Source organism: Spartinivicinus ruber (genome assembly GCF_011009015.1).
GTDB classification, from domain to species: Bacteria; Pseudomonadota; Gammaproteobacteria; order Pseudomonadales; family Zooshikellaceae; genus Spartinivicinus; species Spartinivicinus ruber.
In genome coordinates, this window is sequence record NZ_CP048878.1 from 4,437,878 (window position 1) to 4,461,980 (window position 24,103).

Consider the following 24,103-nt stretch of genomic DNA (forward strand, 5'->3'; position numbering starts at 1 on the left):
TAATATTAACCGCGCAACAATAAATAAAGGGCCTTTCTGCACAAAATTTGCAAATTTAATGCACACCAATTGCTTCAATAACCAGTAGTATATTGAGATGGATAATTTAAACGTCTGGTGAGGCTCTTTGTACTGTGAGTAAAAACATCAAAATGAAGTTGTTAATTATTATTGCCGTTTTGGGCGGTATGGCTATTCTTTTTTGGCTGGCCGCGACAGGTATTATTTATGCGCTCCATGATTTTGATCCCAACGCATTACAAATTGATGCCTGTTTAGATGCGGGTGGCGCATGGGATTATGAGGGAAGTACATGCAAATACTAACCATATGCACTGGGCGATTAAAAAAGGCGGGAATCCCCGCCTCTAATTATCCCGCTTTAATTTGTAATACCTTAACAGCATTGCTATCCAACAACATATTCCCCACCCGCTTGGTGGTATAAAACGACACAAAGGGTTTATTGGTGTAGGGATCGCGCAATACCCGTGTACCAATCCGATCTAAGATCAAATACGCCCGCTTAAAATTACCAAAGGATATCGGCGCTTTTTTCGCAGCAATGTCATCGACTTGCTCATTTTCCGTCAGCGAATAGCCCAGCAGTTTCGACGGCTCACCGGCTTGTAAACCAGGGCTCCATAAATAATTACCGTCATTATCCTTCATCAGCCGTACTTGCCCAACACTGGTGCTGTTCATCATCCAGCGAGCACCGGTGCGGTATTTACGTTTTAAAGCGTACAACAGCTTTAACAGGTCATCTGCTTCGAGCTTAGCGGTGGCGGTATCCAAATACTGCAATTTGCCAAACGCTCTTTTGTCGTCGGTTTCTAGGGTGCGAGGATAAGCAAACAATCCCTTTGGCTTGTCATTACCATCACCGCGAGTAAAAGCAATTTCTTCTTGTTCGCTAAATTCTTCACCAACTTCCCCCACTAAAAACTGTTGTACATTAAAAAAGGCATCATCCAGCATGGTTTGCGTGGCTTCAGGATTGGCGTAAATCTCTCCCCAGGTGGGTGTAATCGTTTTGAGTTTAGGGGTATCCGTTTGTGGTCTTGGGTCGGTTTCCCCTACCCAGCCCGATGTCGCTCGGCCTTCTTTGCGTAGTTTTTTAAACTCAGGTGTCGATAAGGTTTGGCTGGCGCAAACCGAACGCATCACCACTTGATCACGGCCAAAATCGATAATTTGCCGGTCTAATTGTTCCGGTACCGCATAACCGCCATCCTCATCATTGCCGGTTTGCATGGTTTTGGTTTTTAAATCATCGATCTGGTCGGTTTTACCTTTTCTGACAAATTGATCAAAGGCTTTTTCATATTCGGCGTTTTGTTGTTTACCGCCAAACGTGCTGCCGGGGCGATTCGCTTTGGTTTCCAATTCTTCAAACTGACCTTTGAGCTTTTCCAGTTCCGAAAGTTTGTCATTGATTGACTTCAGTTTGCCTTCCACCAATCCATCCAGCGCGTCACCTTTTTCTAAGGTCGTTAAGCGTTCATCATTGGTTTTTTTAAATTCATTAAAGGCACCACCTAATGCCTCAATTGTCTTATTAATCTCTTCAGCGTAAGCCATTCATTTATCCTTTTAAGGTTTGAATAAGGGATTGCAATTGATTCACGGTACTTGATAACTCAGCGTCGCGCTGATTCAAGGCGTGATAACCATCGGCCATTAAGCCTCTGGCTTGGGCTCGCGATAAACCGGCTTCGCGCAGGAATCGCTCAAAGGTTTTGGGGCCACCGTCAATGGCGGATTTAACGCCATCCACCGTGGCCGATTCATTGGCAGGAAATGTTACTAAGGACACTTCCCATAATTTCACTTGCTTTAGACGATAGGTGTCGGTGTCTTCATCCCATTCACCACCACCTTTGGGAAGAGTAAAGCCAATCGATAACCCGGTGACTGAACCCGCTTTTAAATGGGCATACGCCCGCTTCGCTAAGGGATCATCGTCTATTAATAATTTGCCCTCTACATACAGGCCGTGGTTATCCTCCATCATTTTGGTATAGACGCCGATGGGCTCGTCATAACGATGCTGCCACAATAAAGCGGGTAATTTATTTTTCTGTTGCCACTGATTCAGTGATTGTAAAAAAGCGCCTTTTTCAACCACATCACCGTAACTGTCTTCCACATCAAACACCGAGCCATAACCCGCAAATACCCCTGACTCGTCTATCGATTTAATTTCAAAGGGTTTAGCAATCTTAGTGAGTTTCATTTTTTTCTGGCTCTTTGCCATTAATCAGCATATTCATGGGGGTTAAATAAATATCACCGCCCTCCCTTGGGTCTAAATCTTCCAGTGCCCGAATTTCATTGGGGGATAAGGAGCCGGTTTGTTGCAGCTTGGTGTAAAACTCAGCACGGGATTTCATATCCCCTCGCAACAGGCTATTCACATTAAACTTGGCAAAGTGGCTGGCACGTTTGGCTTCAGGAATTAAACTCACCTGAATACGTTGTTCAATCCGGGTTAAATACGGCACCAGTGCATTGACCACAAATTCTTGGGCTTGATGTTCAATATTGGAAAACGTGGCTTTTTCTAAATCACCCACCATATGGGGTGGCACGCGAAATAATCCACAAATTTCCGAACGTTGGTATTTGCGGGTTTCTAAAAACTGAGCATCATCTGACGTCATGCCCACACTCACCCATTTTAAGCCAGCCTCTAAAATCGCGACTTTATGAGCGTTATCTAACCCTTGATATTGATCGTCCCAACTTTGTTTAACACGCTTAACCACATCATCCGTTAACTGCTGATCCGTGCTTAAAATGCCCCCAGGACGTGCCCCATTACTGAATAATTTCGAACCGTGTTTTTCCGTGGCTAAACCCAAGCCAATGGCATTACGGGCATAGCTAATGGGTGACACACCTTTGATGCCATCAACGGAAAACCCCTTCACATGAAACACTTCATCAGCGGTAAGAATGTCGCGGCTACCATTAGCGAAGGTGACATCATAAACCAGGGTGTAATTGTCCAGTAATTTGGGTTCTACGTTATCCGGGTTTAAGGGTAATAGTTCCCGTAGTTCACCCTTTACCGTATTTTTATAGGCGTAAAAATTACCGCGCAAACATAAATGGGTAATGCACAACTCCCATAACTCTTGGGACGTCATATAACTGTTCGGCGACAGTTTAAGTAGGCTATAAAGACGACTCCCAGTGGCTTTTACCCGTTTTTCACCTTGCTGCACAAAATAATTCAGCGGTAACTGGCCAACCGATTCAGCCAATACCCGAATACAGGAAAACACCGTGCAACAACGCATGGCACTCTCAGGCGTAACCGTGATATTGGTATCGGTTTCATAACCCATGCCTAACGCTTGCAGCAAAGCATGCGAATCAAATGGGACCGCCTGACTTTTGGTAAACAGTTTTTTAAAAAAACTCATAGAAAACGAATGCCGTGGTTTTCGTACACTTTATTTAATGAAGGATTATCATCGTCGAGCATGGAGCGACCAATACCCATAATTAATGCAACGGCACCATCAATTTTATTATGGGGCTTTTCTTTGCGCGGAAAGATATTTTCGTTAGCGTCTTCTTTCACCGTGACGTTCGACATCATCCAAGTTAAGATGGGGTTGCCATCGTGGTGAAGTCGCTGCGCTTTTATCGCTGCCTCTAACTCTTTCATCGCCGGTGAAAAGTTGGAGGTGGTTTGAGGAAATTTAACCGGATTTAAATGGTATTGATCCAGCTCTTGTGCCAGTTGTACCGCGCCCCAAGGGTCGTGGGGAATTTCCCTGACTTGATGCTGCTCGGATAGTTCTAGAATATCTTGCCTGACTTGGCTGTAATCAATTTCAGCCCCATCAGTTTTCGTTAAATAACCCTCGTTTAACCACTGCTGATACGCGGAATGGTTTTTATTATTCTCGTCATAGATCGTGTCTTCCGGTAAATAGTGACGAGAAAAGGCATAATAATGCTGTTTATCTGCGACTTGACGGGTAAATACCTGCACAAAAGAACAAATATCAATGTGTGATGAAAGGTCAATCGCAAAAACAGCCTCATCCCCTTTAAAATCATCAAGGGATAACCCTTTATCACAGCACCGATGCCAATCGACTAAATTAATCCAGGCTTCTCGGGCATTGACCCAAACATTCAGGTGCTTCGTTTTAAATGGATTTTGGCGGCTGGCATTGGCAACGGCACTGGCTTGCTGGGATAATAAAAAATCCTCCAATACCGATACATTGTAATTCGGATTGGCTTTGATTAATGCTTCCGGTTGGGTCCAGTCGTCGTCTTCATCAATGGTATAAATGAGTCCCCACAGTTCATCATTCGGCACGGAACCGTTAAGGATATTAATCACTTCTTGTCGTTTATCATAACAAGGCCCAGCAATGTTAAAGCCTGCCGTGGTAATCACAAATAATAATGGCTGTTCCCGCGCTCCCATGCCTGAACGCATGGTGTCGTATAAATCACTGGTTTGATGCTCGTGGTACTCATCAATTAATGCACAACTCGGTGAAGCACCATCACCCGGGTTACCAATCAACGGTTCAAAGCGGGCATGGTCTAATACAATATGCATGTTTTTGGCGTTGACTTGAATGCCCGCATGTTCCTGCAGCTTCGGCCTTTTCTCGACCATGATTTTGGCCGGTCGAAATACTTCCCAGGCTTGTTTTTCAGTGGTGGCACCTGAATACACTTCCGCACCAAACTCACCATCCATGGCAAAGCAATATAAGCCAACGCCTGCCGCCAAAATGGACTTGCCGTTTTTACGGGGGACTTCGTAATACACCTCACGATAACGGCGGGTGTGGTCTTTTTTCTTGCACCAGCCAAACGGCACACCAAACGCAAAACACTGCCAGGGTTCTAACTGAATATTTTGCTTTTTAGAGGCCCACTTGCCTTTGGTATGCGGCAGTAGCTGAACAAATTTACAAATACGCTCGGCTTTTTCCTCATCAAAATAATAAGGGAAATCAGGGTCATCAACTTGGGTTAAATCGGTTAAATGGCGCTGACATGCTTGAATAACGTATTGGCAAGCCGGTATATCACCAGCGACCACCGCCTTCGCGTAATGTTGAGCGCGCTCGTAATTCATCATAAATTAAATTCGTTGGTTTCTTCCGCTGGCTGGCCAACCGCTAATCGAGCACGACTGGCAGGATCAAGACCCAACTTGGCACCGTAGCTATCCACCTGTTTAATGGATTCGTTCGCCACGGTACAAGCCGGGTTTTTCTTTAAGTTACCGTTGTTATCTGTGACCATAATGCCGTGTTGTTCTATCGCTGCTTCAGCGGCACGCCAACGCGCGTATGCCGTACAAAAGATTTCCAGGTTATGAAAATCGACTTCAGTTAACACACCACTCTTGATTAACTTCGGGGCTAGATAGCCCCACAACTCCGTAGCAGTGGCATCCAACCAGGCAGGCGGGTCAACATTAGTCAGTGCACCATAACTCGGTTCATCATGATTTAAAGCCCGTTTGCCGGGATTCCCTGCGAGTAACTTCTGCTGGGTGGGCTTTGGTTTTCGACCTCTAGCCATCGCATGTTGTAATTTTTAATTTCGCGGGAATAAAAAAATTCTTGAAACGCTCGATACCTAGCTACAAGCCCCAGAGATTAACCCCGCCCCTCCCCTTGCAGGAATTTAATAGCAGGACATTAATCATCTTTAGCGTTGCTTACAAAGGCTCTCAGACAGTCTTAGCGACGATAATTTTTTTCTTGATCGGTTTTTTTCTGGTGGCAAGCACGACAGATAGCCTGTAGATTTTCAAGCGCATCATCACCACCTTGGCTCTTGGGTTTAATGTGGTCAACACTATTCGCAGGTGTATATTTATTCATTAATAAACACATTTGGCATAGATAAGTATCACGCTCTAATACCTGCTTTCGCAGTCTTTCCCATGGTTTGCCATAGCCACGCTGGTGGCGGTTGCCTTTGTTCTTTTGCCATTGAGTCCAGCCTGACGCCTGTTGTTTATGTTGCTCACAATAACCGTGTTTTTCTCGGGTTAAACCATTGCAACCTAATGATCGACAAGGACGAGGTGTGCGCTTAGGCATGATGTTCTTTAGTGTTGCTATCTACGTCAGTAGTAGTTAGTGAGTAATTAAATAGTGAAGAGACTAAAACGACTAATAAGATAAATCGCATAATAAATACCTAAAAAAAAGCCCACCGAAGTGGGCAAGCTTCCTTTTGAGTTTACTGGTTAAATTAATGCACTAATAATGCTTGATTCAACTGTTTTGCTAGAAATGTTAGTCCTTTTGGGGTAACCCTAACTTGCTCAACTATCTTTTCTGTTCCATCGGAACGGTATACTTCAGTCACTTTATGTTCTAACAGGCCACGTTGAATTTTATCCTGATACGCTATCCAGTTGGCATTACCGGTCCGGCGATATATCCATTTATTTTCAGATAACCAATTAAATAAATCTTTTGGCCTCACTTGTAAGTCTTTAGCTGCATTAGTAATGCACAATGCACCATCGGATTCAGCAATGCGATGATAGGCCTCTGCTTGCGGTTTCATTACTTCTATTTGCAGGCTTTGTTCTTGTATTTTTTCCATTGATTGAGCCAAGATACCTGCAATTTGTTGTGGATTAGACCAATCAATTTGAGTTAGTCCATAGCTGCCAGTTTTGCGAATACTTGGCAATACTTCTCCCATTACCCACTCTTCAAACTTTTGAGCCTCTGGAAGTTTAGATTTAACAATTAACCTAAATATATCACTTTCCGGAATGATCGCTAACTCTTGAACTCCACTAGTGGTGGGGAGGTAACGTTTCGTTACCCCCTTACAATGACGACCTATTGTAGCGTTTGGATTGCTATAACCTAATAGTTTTGCAACATCTTTAGCCACAAACCAAGGTTCACCATTTTTGTCGATAACACGAATTGATGAGTGATTAAATTCGAAAGGAATAATATTCATAAATTACCTATCTTCTTTGTTGTTTTAAAAAAAAACCACAGGGCGTGGGCAAAGGTTGGTGGTTAGCTATTTACTCTTTATCAGGTGATGATGCACCACCATACATTTCCCGATAAAAACGTTCTGTTTCACGCCTATCTTGTCGATGCTTATAAATCCAATTAACCACAACGGTAGTTGTAGTGAGAATAACACCGATGATTACACCCCAGTCTTTGACTGTCATACCTGCAATTACGGTTGCTGCACTTGCAACATAAGGGGCATTAGAAATGATTTTTTCAGTCACCATTGGACTAACCGTGTTGTCAGTTACTTTCCAAATCGTTTTGTTAAATACTGAACTAACACACTACGCAGTATTCTTCTAAATCCAAAGGTATCAATAAATACAAGGGCTAAGGCGTATAAGTACCATTCAGGCACACTGGCTTTTAAAGCATCAAAACCATCCTGAATATAAATGCTCATACCAGGTACAAAGCAAATGACTAGCGGGAACACCGTAATAATCAACAAAAAGTCATCTTTCCAGCCACGCGACTGAATGCTTATCGAATCAAGCTCTGAGGCACTGATATTACCTTGCTGTATTTCGTCTAATTGCTTTTGGTGAATGGCTTGTTTTAGTTCGGCTTTGTGTTGTTTGTTGGTTAAATAGGATTGAAATAAACTACTAACGGCTGTGACGATAGTGGCTATCATTTGGTTTGCACTTTCTATTTAAGTAGTCTTGGGAATACTTACTGCGTTGGTAATTACAGTAAACTAATAAACCAAGGGCAGGTAATGCAATGCCAATAAAGGCAGCTGCAAGAATGATGAAAAAGCTAATCGTTAATTCCATTCTGGCTATATTTCCTAATATCCTTAACCGAAATCCACCACTCAGGCACATCAAAGTTAGGGCAGGTTTTACCCGAGTCTAAATCACAATGGCCAACCACTTCAGCATCAGGATATTTCAATAGCCAGTCGTCAATTACTTTTCCTAAGCTAACTAACTGAGCGGAAGTAATGCAATCACGGCCAATTAAGCATACACCTAAACTGTGTTGATTGTGGTTTTTAACATGTGCGCCAGGCCAATAGTCAGGGCGTCCATTTTCAACTGTGCCATCACGTTTAATGACTTTGTGATAACCAATGCCGTCCCACCCCCGTTCTTTATGCCATCGATGGATATCCTCAGCTGATATATCTCTATCGTCGGGTGTATCAGAACAATGAACAACGAGTTTAGTGATTTTCATAGTTAAAAAGAATTAACTTGCTCTAAAGCGGATTTAGGGAATACGTCTTTATGTGGGGTAGCGCCATCAAACCAACGACATTCGACAGCTGAAGTGTTTACATTAATAACAGTCATCACCGGTCCGCCTGATTTTAATCTAACAAGCGAGCCAGCATATAAGCTAGTAGTGTCCATAGTGATATCTAGTAGGGAAATGGTTTTCTGCAGGCATAAAAAAAGCCCCATCGAATGATAGGGCTTTCTTCTCAAGACTTTCTATACTCGAATGAATTTTGATTAGACGCAAAAATACATTCTGGAAAAATAGTACACAATTCACCGACCTCTGTCAAAGGGATTTTTTATTTTTTTCCAAATATTCACTTAAATGAAAAATAATTTGAGCATGCCATTTATGAACTTGCTTTAAGCATACTTCATAACGTGCATACCAACGTTCACGCCAGCACTTTTCAAATATACCGCAAAACTCTGCTTGCTTCATTTTAGTTAGTGGTCTTTTGCCATCATTACAATTGCACTTTCTGAATTTATTAGATCGTTTGTCAATGCCTGTTCCTTTACATACATCACATAGGTTTTCGAATACTATTTCGTTAATCATTAATCGGGCAAATTGCTTAAAGAACATTAAGGAGCGCTTTTTGTCATTTGGCCATGGTTCGCGCCATTTTTCCCTCACCCCCACACGAATTACATATTCCTGCACCAATCTATCCAATTCATGCAACACAGTCTTATCACCTGCATACTTTAACAGCCCTAATAAGTACGCCTCTCGTGGTAGGTTGCCCATACCCAATGCACCGGCAACATCTTCAGCGGTTAATTGGGGAGTACCTCCAGCTACACCTTCATAATTGATACTGCCATGGGCTAATAATGCCATTACGTTTGCATTTACCATACTTCACTCCTTCAAGGGTTTATTCGTTCTTACTAATATGGTCTTAGCCTCTCTAGCACGATAAGTAGCGGCAAATTGGAGGCTTTATTCTTGTTGTTGGTTTTCTTGATTTATGCTTGTTGATTTGGTGTTAGCCGCTCTAATTCAGGTATTAGCAGCTGATTTAGGCTTAATACGTTGTACTTAGTTTATTGTGTGTTCCACCCCCTAATTCGGTCTCAGGCTGTCTAGCACGCCTACTAGGAACTAGCAGACAACAGCTTTTGTATCAGTTCTACCGCTCGGCCACTGTGGATTAGCTCGCTGTTGCAGCGGTAGATGTTCCAGCCGAGGCTCATTGCTTCGTGGTATTTCTCCATATCGCTGGCAAAGCCTTTACCCCGGTTGTGCCTTCCGTTTACCCATCCGCCTCCTTCTACCTCTACTGCTAACTTTTTATCTGGCCAAGCAAAGTCAAAGCGCCACTTTCTTGTGGGATGGAACTTGTATTCGCTTACTGGCATGGGGAGCTTGTGGGCTTTTAAGTAAAGTTCTAAGGTTAACTCCAATTGACTCATATCAAACCCTGGGTTGTTTTATGACTTACCATTCATTTATTGTTAGCCAAGTAGACTTCACATGTTGTATTGTCTGGCTCGATTTGTATAAGACACTTAAAGCCATTCGTTATGGTGCATTGCCTCAGCCTTCCTTCTGTTCGTCCGTACTTTTTTGCTGAGGTAATGCTTTTTTTTAACATCGCTCTATCGAATGACCACATAACTGGCTTAGTTTTAAATACACCTCATACATAGCTTGAGCTTCATTATCTGGTTCACTGCGGGTATGCCATTCAACTACTCCATCTAGGCTGTATGTGTTGCCTTTTCCGTCTTCCCATACCCACTGACCGGGCTTTACGTTTATTGCAGTTTTACTGACTGCAGGTTTGGCTAACTGCTTGAACATTGATTTTGGAAACTGCTGTTTTATGAGTGGCAAGTTGATGCTTGTCATTTTGTTTCCCTTATCCAAGTTTTTAATCCTTCTGGTAGAGGACAGTGGTTTTTAGCAAGTAGGTGTAAGCATTCGATGTACAGCTGGTGTTGGGTACCGTAGCGTTTTTCAAATCGGGTTTTGTATGGGTGAATTGCCCAGCCTTTTAATATGTTATGGCCGGTGCCGTCTTGGTGGTGTCCAGCACATAGAGGCAATACATACCAATGAGCGTGGTCTTTTGTTCTGCCATCTATGTGGTGGATTGATACCCAGTTGTTGTGGCAACCAGCTTTTCTACATGCAATACAGCCGACGTGTTCTGCCAAGGCATCATGAAATAGCTTTTGTTCTTTGGTTACTGTACGTCCAGATAGCAATTTGTTGCTCCTGAATCTAAATTGAAAAAATAAACTGGTTTAAAACCGAGGAATTAGATTAATTATGAAGGGAAAAAAGAGTTGTGTTTAGGTGCAACGTTGCACTTTCGTAATTTTTTAAGCGAACTGTTTTAGTTCGCTTAAATTATTTTTTGCAACAACTATCAAAAGACTGTATTTACTGTAGAAATGATTGCGGGGTAGGCTTTAGCATATTGACTCGTGTCTTCTCACGAATAATCATATCTGCAATTTTGGGACGTATATTATTTTTCCAATGATCACTACCATACACTCGGTCATACAGCTGTTGTTTCTCTTCCTTATTTTTATACCTACGCAACCAAATATAACAGTTCTCGTCTTCAGTATCGATAAAGCTTCCAATTACTAGCATACCTTGAGATAGCTGAAATGGAATAATACACGTTTCCATTATTTTAATGAAGTCGTTTATCATGCCGGGTTGGATATAATAATATCGAAGTTCATATAACATATTTATCTTTATTCCTAACTATATAACATTAGAGATGTAGGGGTTATTAACAGGATCAATACCAAATTCTATGTCACTTCTGACTCTTTCAGATTCTAGGGCGAGGATTAGCTCAAAAGGATTCAGGTTAATGTAGTCAAGTCTTGGTAGAGGCTTTCCCTTTTTTATTAAGTCTAACAAGCTACTTGTATCGCTAATAATACCAATAAATTCACTGCTATCTAATTCACAGCCACTTCTGGGGTATGCCCAATAATGAAGTGGAGTACATTCACCAAAAGGGTTTATAAATAATTTATGAGCTACCTGGTCTTTTGGTAGACAATATCCTTTTGGAATACTATTGAAGAAGTTGTCACGACCGAGCGAACCAGTTAAATTAACCTTAGTAACACCAAATTTTCCATCAGCAATTTCATTTTTAATTATATTCACTATTGTCTCTAGCTGATTAAAGTAAGCATCATTCTTGTTATCAAAATAATCGCTTTTTATTTCAATGTAATCCATTTCTATATTGGAAATATCACGAACAAGCCTTTCAAGCTCGTGAAAATTAAACTCGCCAGCCACTGTATTGATACCAAGCTGAGTCTTTGACCCAATTTTATTACGAACTAACACTAGCTCCTTAAGTGTTTCCATCAACTCAGACAAACTAGCTACTTTTTTGTTTTTTATATGGTCTCCAAAATATGCTTCATTGTAGCTATTACTATCTGATGTGCTTAGACTAACGCGTAAGTTGTCACACTGCAGAGCTAGTTTGCGATTCTTTTCAATCTTAAGTAGCATACCATTTGTGAATATTGTTGAGTTTATGCCATGCTTTCTGGATAACTGCAAAATCCACTCTATAGTTTTAGGATCAGTAAAAGGTTCTAGGCCTCCTGAAATTTTAATATTTACCTGTACACCTTCCTCTATCATTTTTCCTAAATCATCAAATATTCTTACAAAGTCCTCATAATTCAATTTCTTTTTACCTGGTGTTTTACTTTGAAATCTAAACAGTTCACGATATCCATCTTCATGTATTTTGACGCTTGGACAAAAATGACATCTTGCAGGACAATATAAGCCTACAAAAAAAACAACAGTGTATATTTTCCTGCCAAAGTGATTATTTACTGTATCAAAATAATCCCTATTATCTGAGCTTTTTAATTCATGTTGTAGCTTAGTTGACGATCTAATAAATTTATATATTCGATTAATTTCATATAAGTTTAACGATAAACGCTTCGATACCTCTTCTGCTTTAATGTAAGGTAACCGCTTTAACAAATTAAAGACTGACCGAATTTTATTGACAGGTATTAAACTGGAATTAAATTGAGGATCTTCTTTTAGCAACATAAACACTATCCAACATCCATGAAAAACAATATTTCTTTAGTCTAAGTGGATATCACAGGTTATCTCAATTTAATTAGATATTACACTCATTAATATAAAATGGAGCTTAAGTACCTATCAAAGAAAGTTTTTTAAATACCAAAATAGTACTATTTAGTAACTAATTACTTGTAGAAATTTTTATCTTTCTTCCTCTGCAACCTATAATGTTAAACACCTGCCTTCTTGATAATGCATATTTTAATGCAACTAAGTCAGCTCTTGAGACACCTGTGCTAGGTTTTGTATTGATATACTCTTTCCTAATTAACTGATTTCTGAGTTCTTTAAATTCGTTTTTCGTTGGAAAATGAATTGTTTGCCCACTGAGACGTGCTGCAATTTTATTAGCCGCCTCATGACCAACAGCAAGGGTGATCAGATGACCCTTACCTATAACTCGGGGGATGTATAACCTAGCCCCTCCAAGGCACTGACCTAACTTGATAGCTGCTTGTTCTCCAATAGTTTCGGTTAGCTCGTTCATGATTGACATGATGTATATCCTCTTTGGATCGATATAAAGCACTAAGTGTGAACTTCTTTAATTGGCTAGGGTCATACTGATTACACGGTAGCCCCCGTGTGCATTGCTTCGTTTTACCTACTACTCCCTAAACCTGCGTTGACGAAGCAGTGCTTTTTTTAATTCCTACCCAACATGCGATATATTTCGCTCATTGCGTCCTTTGGATTATTTAATTGATCCAACCCTTTTTCTTGTAACTGTTTTTTCTGCTGATCATCGTGGTAAGCCTTGTTTCGCTCAGCAATGGTCTTTTGTACTTGGCCAGGTAACGCTTTGGGTATATCACTGATGGGCTCGCCCTTGAGTATTTTCTTGGTGATAATGTCGTAGTTTCTCGTGAAGACAGGCAGTATGTGTTTTTCTGCCATAGACTTTAATTCAAAGAAACCCGTTTGTTTTGCTGCTTCGTATACGGCTTGGTGTGACCATTTCGCTTTTAGTGGTTCGTGGCTATGCCTGCACGCTTCACGGTAAGCAATTTCAACCTCGGGCAATCCCAGCTCTTCAAGCTTTGGTTGGCAAAACTTAATGAATTCTGAGGGCGTAGGGACAAATGCTTTTCCCTGGTTACGCACGTTTTTGAGGCCATAGTAAATTTGAAAGTCAGTGTTAATGCCATTCTCGATAAACGCTTTTAACCATTCTTGTTTAGCTAGGTTAAGCGACTCATTATCTGGGTATGCATGACTCCAAGCCGGGCAACAACCTTTGAGCTTTTGAAAAACATCGTTAATTAGCTTAACCGCTATTTTTTTATCATCAGCTGTTAATTTTGGCTGAGGTGGCAACTGACCAGGTTTCAGGTTTTGTGTAATTTCGTTGATGCGTTTCATTTGAAAACCTCCATATCGTCTGCCCAGGTTTCATCATCAAGGTCAACGGGTTTCTTAGTTGATTTACTGGCAAGGTTTTTGGTTTCTTGCTCGATGTTTTGCACTTGCTGCTGAGTTTTCTTTTCCAACGCCTGGTTAAGTTGCTGCTGCCGTTTCTGTTGGCTTTGGTAGTAAGGCCATTGGCTGATCAGGTGTTTGATAAACTTGGCTGTCCATGATGGGTGGACGACATGTGTTCGATCAAGCCAGTAGGTTTTAAATTCTTCAAGACTCAAGGTTGCAAAAGCGGGATCAATGCCTGCCAGCATTAAACTCGCTTTAACTCGTTGCCAGTCAGGTTGCCAATCCGCAGTCATGGGATTGCCTTGGGTTTTTACTGGGGTTTCGTATTTTTTTTGAAAAATATCGGGCTCTGAATTTTTGACCTCGCGCGCGGTTGTTGTAATTGTGTTTGATGATTCTAATGATGATTCTAGGGGTACCACAGCTGTGATACCCTCCCCCTTACAGAGCTCTGATACCCCTTCTGTTATAGGGGTATCAGATTTTACCCCCTTATTTTTCTGGGGTTCCTCGGTTAGTGGCTCTTTAATGGTTGCACCGATATGCAAGAAAAAACCATTCGTGCTGGTGGCGCCATTTGCACGCGTTCTTTGTTGTTTAGTAATTAAATTTAATTCTTCTAATGATTTTAAGTGTCGTCTAACTGTCTGCTTGGACATTGAGGATTTATTGGCAATTGTATCCATTGACGGCCAGCAGTAGCCTTGGTCATTCGCATTATCAGCCAATGACAATAAAACGATTTTTTTATAAGGGTCTAGTTTCGAAAGGGTAAATACCCAAGACATCGCTTGAATACTCATAAATAACCCTCTTGAAACACTGAATTGATGTTGATTTTTTCGACAGTTTTCTGCATAATATCTACATCCTTTTGTTGTTAAAAAAACTGCTTCGCTTTGACGGGTAAAGCAGTTTTTTTATGCCTAAAATTTATCCCCGCCAATCTACAGCTAAGAAAATCAGCGCGTAAAAATACCCTGCCAGCAAAAACAATTTATTTGCTAGCCACTAATTGAGCGTTAAACCCAATAATTGATAACGGTTAAGTTACCCAGACTGAGACTTTGGATTAATGCATTGTGGTTTTACTACTTCCATATCAGCGCTCCTTTATATTGGATACTGTACAAGTAGACAGACCTTTTAGTTTCAATGACAACCAAACAGAAACTCGGTATAGTTTTTACACAACATGAGCGCTAGAACTACGAGAGCTGGGTCTAACACTCACCCCCAAACTTTGGCGTAAGGGTACCTCTCAAGCACTAGTGTTAGTGTTGATAAGGGTTTATTATGAGGCCGGGCTTCCTATATGAGAGGTCCGGCTTTTTTATTTATGAGTTGAATAGTATTAATAGCGTTTTAAGTTGTCAATAACAATTGTTTTAGAATACTTAAACTAATTTCTGTTACAGTTTGGTTACCTGTAAATATGACTGAAAAGAATAGCGAGCTTAAAGATAGAATCCGAGTATCTAGACAAGCTCTTGGCTTTTCCCAGCAAGAAGTAGCCGATAAGTTAGGAGTAACTAAGTCGGCTGTAGGTGCTTGGGAGCAAGGTAGGAATGATCCTTCAAAGCTTGTTATGAAAGAGTTGGCTAATATTCTTGATACCCCTTTAGAGTGGCTAGAGTCTGATGAAACTTATATTACTGATGACTGGATTGAGACAGGATTTGAAAAGAATAGTGAGTTTAAAGATCGACTAAAGGTTGTACGAAAGTTTCGAAAACTTACTCAAAAGGAGCTGGCTGAACAGTTACACATTACCCCGGCTGCCGTTGCGGCATGGGAAACTGGCCGCAGTAGACCTAATGAGGTAATAATTAAAAGGGTTAGTGAAATTTTTGATTGCCCATACAAATGGCTATCCTCTGATGAGGTTGCTCTTGGCAAGAAGTGGAAGGCAGGTATAAACGAAGATAGCTCATCACCACCTAATATTGTCGAAGATTCCGCTTCTAAAACATACGGGCAAAAAGCTGTTGCAGATGAAGCAGGCTTTGTTGAAGAAATTAGTAAGCTATCAATAAGAATGACCAAGCTAGCATTTGAAAAACGCGTTACAGCAAGTGATATCCAGATGTTGAAAGCTTTCCTTGATGTTATTGAAAATAGGCAAGATAAAAAATAACTACCTACCGCTATCTTCCTGTTCCTTTCTGAACCTCCTTGAATTTCATACAAATAGATTTTATCTATTGTTTTTTTCTTTACAATAACCAAAATAAACTTCAAATCTACTCAAATTTAACAAATTATTATATGGTTACTTTAGTGTTTTGGTATAGCTATGGACAGCACAATAACTTCAGATGGACACTGGCAAGCTCACTTGGACAACCCATATTTAGCGCCACGTGAGACTGAATACTGCTTAGGTTTACTATCCGGCAAGACTGATAAAGTCATTGCTCGTGAGCAGGGTGTAGAGCCCAACTCAGTGAGCAGCAGAATAAAAAACGTACATTACAAGCTTAAAACTGCTAATCGAGCGCATTTAGTGGCCGAGTTAATACGGCTGAAGATTGTCACCCTTAATGTTTCGCCAGTGGTGATGATGTTGTTATCTGCATTTGTCGTTAATAGTGTGCCGATGGTGGTGAATGATAACCCTGATAAACCCAGGCAAGTCCGCATAGTACAACGGACTGGAAGACGGCTGGAGTATTTACCGTTAGATAACTCAAAAGGAGACGAGCTATGTATGAAAACGCAAATGTATATCAGCTAAATGCTAATGCTGATTATGTTGTTGAGCAGTTATTAGGTGGGGTTAGAGATGCTGAGTTTACCCCTTGTAGTAAATATCAAGAATTAAGTTATGGTTTTGTACCGGTTAAAAAAGGTAGTTATCTGGAGACACGAAAAAAATTAGCCGTATTCAAAGTTAAATTAGAGAAAAAGGTATTATCACCTACGGTTTTAAGACAGCGTGTCATTGAAGCTGTTGAAGACCATAAAGACCTTACGGGAGAACGTTTGACTAAACAGCAAATTGAATGTGTATGGAAAGAAATTAGAACCGGGCTGATTCCTCAGGCACCCAAAATAACAACAGTGGTTGAGGTTTATATTGATACGGAGCGAGGCTGCTTAGTCGTTAACAATCAAGATATCGATTTAAATAAGTTATTTCTACAGTTATTTACACAAATAGTTAGCAGTGGCAAAACTGCCATAATGCTAAACCACATGGTGGCTGCATGACTATGGCTACTCGATTACCTAAGAATGAAATAGTTATTAACCAGCAACAAAGAAGGAGAAAAACAGAAGCCGATTTGCTATGGGATAAAATAACCGAAAAATATCAAGCTGATTTAGCTATTCATAAAAGTCTGCGCTGTCGAATGCGGTATGTGCTTGATAAAACCCGGCATAAGTTATTTGTAGAACCAGCAACTTTTTAAACTAAATAAATAATAGTTATTAAATGCTCAATTTTGAGCCACGGCACCTTATTGCCTGAAGAAAGGAGATAATTAATGAATACCCAAACCATCATCAATGAACTTAAAGAGAAGGCTAGAGGTAGTTGGGAAGGAAAAGTCGGTGAAGACAGAGCAGTTAAACTTGAGTCCTTTTTGAATAAAATGCTTACCGAATACTCAGAAAAACTTGGCTACTCCGAGTACGAAATTATCTCTGCTATCGAAAAAACCAGAAATTATTCAGCCATTAACTATTATCAAGAGTCAAACTTTCCCAGTCTAGAAGGTGTTGATGTATATGAAACACTAAAAGACTTGAAAGCTGCAATAAAAACAGTCGCTTTCAAGTGCCCTGCATGCAATGGTATTTCAACTAATCCTTATGAGTGTAATTCTGGTGTGAAGTCAAAAGAAGGTAAAGCGTGTGACTGGAAGTCTTATGGCTTATTTAGAACATTAGGGGAAGGCTATCGATTTACTATCAAAGAAAGCTTTTTAGAAAAACCAAGAATTGACGAAATATTTATGCCAGTTGACCTCATTAAGTAGCTAATACTATCTATTATGGAGAAATTGACATGGAAATCAATCGAATGGAGTTAACTAAAAAGAATTTAAAGCTATACGAGAAAGCCAAACAATATATTGAGTATTACACCCTCGCTAAAAATAGAAAACCAAGACAATTACATATTACTAAAGAGCAGTTGGAAGCCTTTAAAACGAACTTAATTAAATACAATTGCAAGCCGCCGTATACCATTAATGGCGTGCGGCTTATACCCTTAAACTAAGGAAGACGCCGATAACCATGATCAATAACGAACTGGACTTACAACCATGGAAACCACGCACCAGGGTGTTTAATTATCGTCGTATTGATGCTAATAGTAATGAAATAGGCGTCACTGAGTTTATTCTTGATCAGTCTGCAGGTATCGCTAACCAGGCAATAGCTAAAATGGTTGCCTCAAATAAATTAAAAAATAATGACTTTGATGCTGAAAAATTGAGTAAAGATAACCAAAAGCTAGTTAATAAAATTTACCAATACATTCAAGTTTTTGAGGCGAATAAAGGTCGTAAGCCACACTTTATTTGGCTTACTCACGACCAGATAAGAAGTATAAAAAGTGATTGCAGAAAAGCTGGAATCTCACCCCCTAAAAATTTCCGAGGGGTAATGTACACGCACTATTTAGGAGCTGTTTAATTATGTTGACTGTAACACGTCGTATAGGTGAATCCCTGAAGGTTGGGGATTACCGGCTGGTAATGCGAGCGAGAAGAGTGGGCGGAGTAACGCTCACTACCTTGCATCGAGGTCATATAAGCATTAAAGACATTGAGTTTGGCCACCCCCTTAAGTTGAATCACGAGATAACAGTTTACCCCTACCCTAGCAATAGGGAGAGTTTATCTAAGTCAATGGGGCAGGCAAAGCTAAGTGTTAGTGCACCTAAACACATAAAAGTCGAGCGTGATGAAATTGAAACAGGCTTTAACAGGAGTAATAGTCAAACTTATTTTGGCGTAGTGACTTGAGGTTTTTACAACAACCAACAAATATAAAGGTAATTATTTATGATAAAAAAACCCAATTTATTATCAATTAAAGATTGGATTGCAACCCGCTTTATTTCAGGTGCACCCTCTATTAGCACAGTAAACCGCTTATGTCGTGAAGGTAAACTACCCGCCACTAAAATAGGCAATACTTGGTACATTGAAGCAGATATTGAAAAGAGTATGACTGGTAATGAGCTGGTTGATAAAGTATTAAATGGTTTGTAATTATGCCACCACGCAAAAGAAGTAGGAAAAATCTAGGGCTAGAGCCTAACTTATATACCTATGGACCAAAAAACGACTACTTCCGGTACAAGCACCCCCTTACTGGAAAGTACCACCCCATGGGTAAGAATCGAGCCAAAGCACAAGCGGCGGCTCGTCAGCTGAATATTAGGCTTGATGGCCAGTGTATGCTGGTCGCTCATGTGATGGACTCCGATGCAGCTAATGTTGAGCTGCTAATTGATAGGTTTAAAAAAGAGTTTTTACCTACTCGCAACCTTAAGCCTCGCAGCTTATTGAATTCTGAGTATCGATTAAATCGCATTGCCAGGGATATTGGAAAGCTGCCATTAAAAGAACTTACAGTGCCAACTGTTGCTGACTATCTAGATAATAGTTTTTCAGGTGACTCTTACTGCCAACATCGATCAATTTTAATTCAAGTTTGTCGCTTCGGTATCACTAAAGGATTACTAACTTTCAACCCCGCTGAAGTAACAATGAATAAAAAAGCTGAAAAAATACGGCAACGGATGACCATTGAGCAATACCACGCTATATACCAATTAGCAGACCCTTGGTTGAAAAATGCTATGGATATTGGGTTAATTACCCTTCAACGTGCAGGTGATGTTGTAAAAATGAAGTTTGAGGACATCAAAGACAACCGCCTCTTTGTTATACAACAGAAGACAGAAAAGCATGGTGAATCAGCCTACCTGGCCATCAACATTGGCGAAGAGCTAGGTGCAGTTATTAAACGAGCAAGCGAGAGTGGTATACGTAGCCCCTACATTGTTCACAGAAACCCTGACAGGCGCAGTAGCAGCCATCGGCGTAATGACCACTGGACAGCTATTAAGCGTGATTATCTCAGCCGAGCATTCTCTGAGGTGCGGGATAAAACTAACTTATTTAAGGAGTTAAAAGCCAGAGAGCGCCCCACCTTTCACGAAATACGATCCCTGGGTGGCTACCTCTATGAAAAAGCGGGATACGACAAGGACTTTATTAGACGACTAATGGGTCATACTTCTGAAAAAATGACATCACATTACTTAGATGGTCATGCTAATCGATGGACAGAATGTTCAGCTGAACTAGTCATACCAGATTAGTGGTACTATCATAAATTACATTCCCCTTGGCAACCATGTGTATATAAAAATTCGCTTCACGATTGCCAAGGCAATACATTTATTTAAAGCCCATCGCTTTTCTTACTTATAACAATTACTCCAACAAGCTGATAATCCTCATTTCCATCTAGTTCATATTCCTGTACATATGGATCATCAGGTCTAGGAAAATATCCCTCTTCAACTGTAAAAACATTTATATCTTGTGATACTTTATTTAGAATTGGCTCATGCCTTATATATTTTTTATAACGTTTTTTTATTTTTTCTTTGTTCTTATTTTTGTCTGAGTCGTTTATAGCTTTTCTAAAACTGTGAAAAGCCATAAATGCCGTAAAAGAAAGTTTTGAGACACCTGTAGTAAATTTTAAATTAAGGAGTTCACTATTTCTTTTCAAGTCTCGAAGAATATATTTTTTTACTGGATTAAACCCCTTACATTCTATCACGCAAAGCGGATCGTGAATTATAGGATTCCTACTTTTTTTGTATACAGCAATATCAACTCTTCCTCTTCTACTTACCCTTTTTCCGGGACCATAAACTTCCCTCGGATATAGCCAACTTTTTTTTGACATAAGAGGCCTTCTTGAAGGACGTGGTTTACACCTAGATTCTAGCTTAGCTGTCTTATGTTCTAAGAAAATTTGGTATACCCCGCTTGTGAATGGCGTGCCTGGATCCTTGTTCAACTCATCAATTGCTTTAGCAGCATTTACTGTTAACAGGTACTCTGCTCCTATTGGCATGCTCTCATCTTGCAAGAAACGAAATGAATCCATGTGCGAAGTAAACATGGACTCTTTTAACTTTTTGATAATTTCATCTTCCATGACTAAATCCATACAATACAGAAGGCTTTCAAACCGTCGATATCAGGGATCAAACTTCATTTACAAGTCATACCACGCTAATAGTAACGTCACAAACTGTTGTTTTTAGATCATATAAGAATATAGCATGAAGTAGGGCTCAACTAAAAAAATAGACTTAGCGAACTAGATTACACGTCAACTGACTTCTAAAAACAGGGGTAGAATCTGGTGTTATTTACTTAAAATATACTTAATTTATACTTAAAGAAGAATGATTCTTAATTGCAGAAAGGATGTAAGTAATTGAATCTAAAGAGAAAAAATGGTCGGAGTGAGAGGATTCGAACCTCCGACCCCCACAACCCCATATATATCCTATGATCTAGTATAACCTATTGATTTTATTGAAAAAAGCACCCTCTTGTCCTACACCCATTATAGCCATTATACCCCCTTATGAATCCTGGGCTACAAGGTGCATATTGCAGACATTCTGGGCCTTTGGGATAGGTAACACCTGTCGTGGTTAAAATTTAGGCTTCTTGTCTTTTGATCTATCGTCTAACAATCGATCCCCTACCCCACTCAGCTGGCCTCTACTTTTCATTCTGAAGACGCTCCACTTTCTATAAATTCAGGCCATTACCAGAACCAATATTTAGATTAATTATTTATATTTATAGATGTTTTTATAACCTTAATATATCGCTTTTACGTCAATAAGGTCCTTTTGCATCAGTTAGTGAACTAAATACACAACAGATCAATTTATCGTTTGGTTCTAAAAATATTTCCTGGAAGAATTTCCCCTAATTTTTCAGTATCATAGCTTTTTAAATAGCACCAGGTGTGAATACACCCTTTTTCAATCATTGATTAACAAGGGCTAAGAATGTCTGAAAATAAACCCTGGAATAATAACCAAATACAAAAGTTAATAGCTGAGTTAAACCAATCGTCGTTGACGACAGATGAGATTGGTCATGTGAGCATAGAAGAGTATAAGGAGTTAAAAAATAAATATTTAAAAGTGACTATGAAAGCTATAGAAATGGAGCAAGCTTTACGCACAATTAATAGAGCATCAAATATTGCTCTTTTGGATGAGTGTTAATATCGAAGAATAAGTTATCTGGTTAGCTATGGTGTTGAAGTACATAGCAAGCCGAAAAATAAGCTGTAAGTAACCGTGTTTAGTCTTGCTTCCAGCCACATCATATAGCAGGCCCAATATTGGGTTAGCTTTCCTTTCTTGTTCCTTTTTCATGTTCTTTGTCAAGCTTGATTGGGTGGTATTTTCTACGTAGTTACCGAGCCATAATCACTCACACTTATGATTAATTACTTTCCCTATAACTGAAATTAATAAACGTGAATTAAATTTGATCTTTGCTTGTGTGTGAGTAAAAATTGCGCATTTTCATGTTTGCAAAACATAGTTTTGATCGTTTCAGAAGTGGATGTGTGAATGAGCATTAATGTAAAGTTGTCTTTCTTGTTGGGGGCTGGGTTAGCCTCAGTTCTTTGTTGTAGCACTCAGGCTGAAGTTAGATGGTATGCTCCTTACACTTCACATGATCCATGGAAAACAGACAGTATATCAGGTGTCTATGTAGCCACTCCCTATGAGTCTTGCATAGAGCAGATGAATTCGTATCAGCGTTCTGCAGATGCTTTTAGGAAAGATGGCCGAGGATATAGTTTTTTAGCTGTTGAAAATACTTATTGGGCAGGGAAGGTAAATCCTAATTTTAAAAAGTGCTCTTATTTATTTACTTATCCAAATGGCTATAGCTATCAATGGCACCTGAATGCAGGTCTTCAAGGAAAAGGGTGTGAGTCTCCTTTAGTCTTTGACGAGAAAGTCAGTGGTTGTATTAACAAAAATGCACAGCCTCAAAGCTGCGAGACGTTAAAAGGAAACCCTGTCAATATTGCTACAGGCAATAAAATTCAGTGGTTTACTGACTTAAGCTTGTCCAACTTATCTATTAAGCGCCTTTATCTTCAAGCAGGTAAAACGGGTAGTTGGCGTTTTAGCTTTAGTCGTAAGTTAAGTGTTTATCTCAGTGCCGATAACCTCATTGCCCACATCACTCGTGACAACGGCCAGGAAGTAGTTATGTACCAAGAAGATGGTGTTTGGCAGGATGATGATGCTAACGGTTATCAAGTTAAGGCATTGGAAAATGGTCAATACCAGCTAGTAACAGCTGCTAACTTAACCGAGACCTATGATAATCAAGGCCGCTTAATTAAAGTTGAGTCTCCCTCACAGCAGGCAATAGAATTGGCTTATGAGGATAAAAAGTTAGTTATTAGTCAAGGCAATTCATCGATTAACTATCACCTCAACGATAATCAGCAAATTACCCGTATTGAAAGCGGTAGTTTAGTGCGTAATTATCAATATGATGAGCAAGGTCAATTAACGAGTGCTGATTTTAATGGTAACTATAAGGAAACCTACCATTATGAGAATGATCAGTATCCTACCTTATTAACGGGTATTACCAACGCGAACAATCAACGTTATGCTACTTGGCAGTATGATGAAAAGGGCCGTGCCACAGTTAGTAAACACGCAGGGGATGTAGATAATGTTACGTTTAGCTATCCTGATGAAAACTCAACGACTGTTACTAATCCTCTCGGTAAGAAAACCACGTATCGTTTTGAGGAAATAAATGGTTTTCGTAAAGTAAAATCAGTGGAAGGTCATGCCTCTGCTAATTGCTTAGCCGCTAATAAAGACTACGAATATTTCGATAATGGGTTATTAAAATCCAAAACCGATTGGCAAGGTGTTAAAACTACTTATCAATATAATGATCGTGGTTTAGCAACTGAAAAAACAGAAGCGGCAGGTACACCACAAGCTCGAACAGTATCCACGGAATGGCACGAAACCTTTAGTTTACCAGTAAAGGTGACAGAACCAGGTAAAACCACCATTTACGAATATAGCGATAAAGGCCAGCTAACAAGTCAACGGCAGGAAAGCGCTAAATAAAATCAATTAATTTAAATTGCTAGGCGGCACTAGACCGCCTTGGCCAGGTTTTAAATTTATTTTGAGTAGTCATATT

At 40.0% G+C, this 24,103-nt stretch carries 35 protein-coding genes and 1 pseudogene; 13 read left to right on the top strand and 23 right to left on the bottom strand.

Annotated features, from left to right (window positions below; all coding sequences use genetic code 11):
• Positions 1 to 134: 134 nt before the first annotated feature.
• Positions 135 to 326, top strand: coding sequence for a hypothetical protein (locus G4Y78_RS20055; RefSeq protein WP_163830732.1), 192 nt, complete (start codon positions 135 to 137; stop codon positions 324 to 326).
• Between the two features lie 46 nt (positions 327 to 372).
• Here the strand turns inward: G4Y78_RS20055 and G4Y78_RS20060 are convergent, their stop codons facing one another.
• From G4Y78_RS20060 to G4Y78_RS20160, 22 genes and pseudogenes are all read right to left on the bottom strand, one after another.
• On the bottom strand, positions 373 to 1,584 hold the full coding sequence (locus tag G4Y78_RS20060) for a phage major capsid protein (RefSeq protein WP_163830733.1): 1,212 nt from the start codon (positions 1,582 to 1,584) through the stop codon (positions 373 to 375).
• Positions 1,585 to 1,588: 4 nt separating this feature from the next.
• The gene (locus G4Y78_RS20065) at positions 1,589 to 2,239 is read right to left on the bottom strand and encodes an HK97 family phage prohead protease (protein WP_163834697.1); all 651 of its coding nucleotides are present in this window, start codon (positions 2,237 to 2,239) and stop codon (positions 1,589 to 1,591) included.
• Positions 2,226 to 3,434, bottom strand: coding sequence for a phage portal protein (locus tag G4Y78_RS20070; protein ID WP_163834698.1), 1,209 nt, complete (start codon positions 3,432 to 3,434; stop codon positions 2,226 to 2,228). The genes G4Y78_RS20065 and G4Y78_RS20070 overlap by 14 nt, the downstream gene beginning before the upstream one ends.
• Positions 3,431 to 5,128 carry a terminase large subunit gene (locus G4Y78_RS20075; protein ID WP_222937543.1) on the bottom strand — a complete coding sequence of 566 codons (1,698 nt, stop codon included), beginning with the start codon at positions 5,126 to 5,128 and terminating at the stop codon, positions 3,431 to 3,433. Before G4Y78_RS20075 ends, G4Y78_RS20070 begins: the two co-directional genes overlap by 4 nt.
• Positions 5,125 to 5,577: a phage terminase small subunit P27 family gene (locus tag G4Y78_RS20080; RefSeq protein ID WP_163834699.1), complete on the bottom strand. Its 453-nt coding sequence runs from the start codon at positions 5,575 to 5,577 to the stop codon at positions 5,125 to 5,127. The genes G4Y78_RS20075 and G4Y78_RS20080 overlap by 4 nt, the downstream gene beginning before the upstream one ends.
• Positions 5,578 to 5,738: 161 nt before the next feature.
• On the bottom strand, positions 5,739 to 6,104 hold the full coding sequence (locus G4Y78_RS20085; RefSeq protein ID WP_163834700.1) for an HNH endonuclease: 366 nt from the start codon (positions 6,102 to 6,104) through the stop codon (positions 5,739 to 5,741).
• A gap of 154 nt (positions 6,105 to 6,258) precedes the next feature.
• Positions 6,259 to 6,720, bottom strand: coding sequence for a phage antirepressor KilAC domain-containing protein (locus G4Y78_RS31770; protein ID WP_408022101.1), 462 nt, complete (start codon positions 6,718 to 6,720; stop codon positions 6,259 to 6,261).
• A pseudogene (locus G4Y78_RS31775) lies at positions 6,715 to 6,990 on the bottom strand (BRO-N domain-containing protein); the annotation flags it as partial. The gene G4Y78_RS31770 and the pseudogene G4Y78_RS31775, both read right to left, overlap by 6 nt.
• A 70-nt stretch (positions 6,991 to 7,060) precedes the next feature.
• The gene (locus G4Y78_RS20095) at positions 7,061 to 7,279 is read right to left on the bottom strand and encodes an HP1 family phage holin (protein ID WP_222937544.1); all 219 of its coding nucleotides are present in this window, start codon (positions 7,277 to 7,279) and stop codon (positions 7,061 to 7,063) included.
• Between the two features lie 23 nt (positions 7,280 to 7,302).
• A complete protein-coding gene (locus tag G4Y78_RS20100) occupies positions 7,303 to 7,695 on the bottom strand; it encodes a hypothetical protein (protein ID WP_163834702.1) in 393 nt (130 codons plus the stop codon).
• Positions 7,667 to 7,837, bottom strand: coding sequence for a hypothetical protein (locus G4Y78_RS20105; RefSeq protein ID WP_163834703.1), 171 nt, complete (start codon positions 7,835 to 7,837; stop codon positions 7,667 to 7,669). The genes G4Y78_RS20100 and G4Y78_RS20105 overlap by 29 nt, the downstream gene beginning before the upstream one ends.
• Positions 7,821 to 8,243, bottom strand: a complete 423-nt coding sequence (locus G4Y78_RS20110) for an N-acetylmuramoyl-L-alanine amidase (protein WP_163834704.1) — start codon at positions 8,241 to 8,243, stop codon at positions 7,821 to 7,823. Before G4Y78_RS20110 ends, G4Y78_RS20105 begins: the two co-directional genes overlap by 17 nt.
• 2 nt (positions 8,244 to 8,245) lie before the next feature.
• A complete protein-coding gene (locus G4Y78_RS20115) occupies positions 8,246 to 8,470 on the bottom strand; it encodes a YodC family protein (protein ID WP_329604974.1) in 225 nt (74 codons plus the stop codon).
• A gap of 103 nt (positions 8,471 to 8,573) precedes the next feature.
• Positions 8,574 to 9,152, bottom strand: coding sequence for a hypothetical protein (locus tag G4Y78_RS20120; RefSeq protein WP_163834706.1), 579 nt, complete (start codon positions 9,150 to 9,152; stop codon positions 8,574 to 8,576).
• 239 nt (positions 9,153 to 9,391) lie between these two features.
• Complete coding sequence (locus G4Y78_RS20125) at positions 9,392 to 9,709, bottom strand: PDDEXK family nuclease (protein WP_163834707.1); 318 nt, start codon at positions 9,707 to 9,709, stop codon at positions 9,392 to 9,394.
• 175 nt (positions 9,710 to 9,884) lie between these two features.
• Positions 9,885 to 10,148, bottom strand: coding sequence for a hypothetical protein (locus tag G4Y78_RS20130; RefSeq protein WP_163834708.1), 264 nt, complete (start codon positions 10,146 to 10,148; stop codon positions 9,885 to 9,887).
• Entirely contained in the window at positions 10,145 to 10,507 is a 363-nt protein-coding gene (locus G4Y78_RS20135; RefSeq protein ID WP_163834709.1) for a Ref family recombination enhancement nuclease, read from the bottom strand. The genes G4Y78_RS20130 and G4Y78_RS20135 overlap by 4 nt, the downstream gene beginning before the upstream one ends.
• Positions 10,508 to 10,685: 178 nt before the next feature.
• The gene (locus G4Y78_RS20140; RefSeq protein ID WP_163834710.1) at positions 10,686 to 11,006 is read right to left on the bottom strand and encodes an NIPSNAP family protein; all 321 of its coding nucleotides are present in this window, start codon (positions 11,004 to 11,006) and stop codon (positions 10,686 to 10,688) included.
• 18 nt (positions 11,007 to 11,024) lie between these two features.
• Positions 11,025 to 12,365, bottom strand: coding sequence for a radical SAM protein (locus G4Y78_RS20145; protein WP_163834711.1), 1,341 nt, complete (start codon positions 12,363 to 12,365; stop codon positions 11,025 to 11,027).
• A gap of 160 nt (positions 12,366 to 12,525) precedes the next feature.
• Positions 12,526 to 12,900 (bottom strand): Mor transcription activator family protein, encoded by a 375-nt coding sequence (locus G4Y78_RS20150; RefSeq protein ID WP_163834712.1) that lies wholly within the window; start codon positions 12,898 to 12,900, stop codon positions 12,526 to 12,528.
• A 149-nt stretch (positions 12,901 to 13,049) separates the two neighbouring features.
• Positions 13,050 to 13,766, bottom strand: coding sequence for a replication protein P (locus tag G4Y78_RS20155; RefSeq protein ID WP_163834713.1), 717 nt, complete (start codon positions 13,764 to 13,766; stop codon positions 13,050 to 13,052).
• On the bottom strand, positions 13,763 to 14,632 hold the full coding sequence (locus G4Y78_RS20160; protein ID WP_163834714.1) for a helix-turn-helix domain-containing protein: 870 nt from the start codon (positions 14,630 to 14,632) through the stop codon (positions 13,763 to 13,765). Before G4Y78_RS20160 ends, G4Y78_RS20155 begins: the two co-directional genes overlap by 4 nt.
• A gap of 632 nt (positions 14,633 to 15,264) precedes the next feature.
• Here G4Y78_RS20160 and G4Y78_RS20165 point away from each other — a divergent pair.
• The 10 genes from G4Y78_RS20165 (at position 15,265) to G4Y78_RS20210 (ending at position 20,178) form a co-directional block, all read left to right on the top strand.
• The gene (locus G4Y78_RS20165; protein ID WP_163834715.1) at positions 15,265 to 15,966 is read left to right on the top strand and encodes a helix-turn-helix domain-containing protein; all 702 of its coding nucleotides are present in this window, start codon (positions 15,265 to 15,267) and stop codon (positions 15,964 to 15,966) included.
• A gap of 159 nt (positions 15,967 to 16,125) precedes the next feature.
• Positions 16,126 to 16,566 carry a helix-turn-helix transcriptional regulator gene (locus tag G4Y78_RS20170; protein WP_163834716.1) on the top strand — a complete coding sequence of 147 codons (441 nt, stop codon included), beginning with the start codon at positions 16,126 to 16,128 and terminating at the stop codon, positions 16,564 to 16,566.
• Positions 16,536 to 17,042 carry a recombination-associated protein RdgC gene (rdgC, locus tag G4Y78_RS20175; protein WP_163834717.1) on the top strand — a complete coding sequence of 169 codons (507 nt, stop codon included), beginning with the start codon at positions 16,536 to 16,538 and terminating at the stop codon, positions 17,040 to 17,042. Before G4Y78_RS20170 ends, rdgC begins: the two co-directional genes overlap by 31 nt.
• Positions 17,039 to 17,245, top strand: a complete 207-nt coding sequence (locus G4Y78_RS20180; RefSeq protein WP_163834718.1) for a hypothetical protein — start codon at positions 17,039 to 17,041, stop codon at positions 17,243 to 17,245. Before rdgC ends, G4Y78_RS20180 begins: the two co-directional genes overlap by 4 nt.
• A 75-nt stretch (positions 17,246 to 17,320) precedes the next feature.
• Positions 17,321 to 17,815 (top strand): hypothetical protein, encoded by a 495-nt coding sequence (locus G4Y78_RS20185; protein ID WP_163834719.1) that lies wholly within the window; start codon positions 17,321 to 17,323, stop codon positions 17,813 to 17,815.
• A 29-nt stretch (positions 17,816 to 17,844) separates the two neighbouring features.
• On the top strand, positions 17,845 to 18,060 hold the full coding sequence (locus tag G4Y78_RS20190) for a hypothetical protein (RefSeq protein WP_163834720.1): 216 nt from the start codon (positions 17,845 to 17,847) through the stop codon (positions 18,058 to 18,060).
• A 17-nt stretch (positions 18,061 to 18,077) separates the two neighbouring features.
• On the top strand, positions 18,078 to 18,479 hold the full coding sequence (locus G4Y78_RS20195; RefSeq protein ID WP_163832273.1) for a hypothetical protein: 402 nt from the start codon (positions 18,078 to 18,080) through the stop codon (positions 18,477 to 18,479).
• Positions 18,480 to 18,481: 2 nt separating this feature from the next.
• Positions 18,482 to 18,811, top strand: a complete 330-nt coding sequence (locus tag G4Y78_RS20200) for a hypothetical protein (RefSeq protein ID WP_163834721.1) — start codon at positions 18,482 to 18,484, stop codon at positions 18,809 to 18,811.
• A 39-nt stretch (positions 18,812 to 18,850) separates the two neighbouring features.
• Positions 18,851 to 19,060 (top strand): helix-turn-helix domain-containing protein, encoded by a 210-nt coding sequence (locus G4Y78_RS20205; RefSeq protein ID WP_163834722.1) that lies wholly within the window; start codon positions 18,851 to 18,853, stop codon positions 19,058 to 19,060.
• 2 nt (positions 19,061 to 19,062) lie between these two features.
• Positions 19,063 to 20,178 carry a tyrosine-type recombinase/integrase gene (locus tag G4Y78_RS20210; RefSeq protein WP_163834723.1) on the top strand — a complete coding sequence of 372 codons (1,116 nt, stop codon included), beginning with the start codon at positions 19,063 to 19,065 and terminating at the stop codon, positions 20,176 to 20,178.
• Positions 20,179 to 20,261: 83 nt separating this feature from the next.
• On the opposite strand, the gene G4Y78_RS20215 is transcribed toward G4Y78_RS20210, so the two are convergent.
• Positions 20,262 to 21,032 (bottom strand): hypothetical protein, encoded by a 771-nt coding sequence (locus tag G4Y78_RS20215; protein ID WP_163834724.1) that lies wholly within the window; start codon positions 21,030 to 21,032, stop codon positions 20,262 to 20,264.
• A gap of 874 nt (positions 21,033 to 21,906) precedes the next feature.
• On the opposite strand from G4Y78_RS20215, the gene G4Y78_RS20220 reads away from it, so the two are divergent.
• Both G4Y78_RS20220 and G4Y78_RS20225 read left to right on the top strand, forming a co-directional pair.
• Positions 21,907 to 22,128 carry a hypothetical protein gene (locus G4Y78_RS20220; RefSeq protein ID WP_163834673.1) on the top strand — a complete coding sequence of 74 codons (222 nt, stop codon included), beginning with the start codon at positions 21,907 to 21,909 and terminating at the stop codon, positions 22,126 to 22,128.
• A 354-nt stretch (positions 22,129 to 22,482) separates the two neighbouring features.
• The gene (locus G4Y78_RS20225; protein WP_163834725.1) at positions 22,483 to 24,027 is read left to right on the top strand and encodes a DUF6531 domain-containing protein; all 1,545 of its coding nucleotides are present in this window, start codon (positions 22,483 to 22,485) and stop codon (positions 24,025 to 24,027) included.
• Positions 24,028 to 24,103 lie beyond the last annotated feature (76 nt).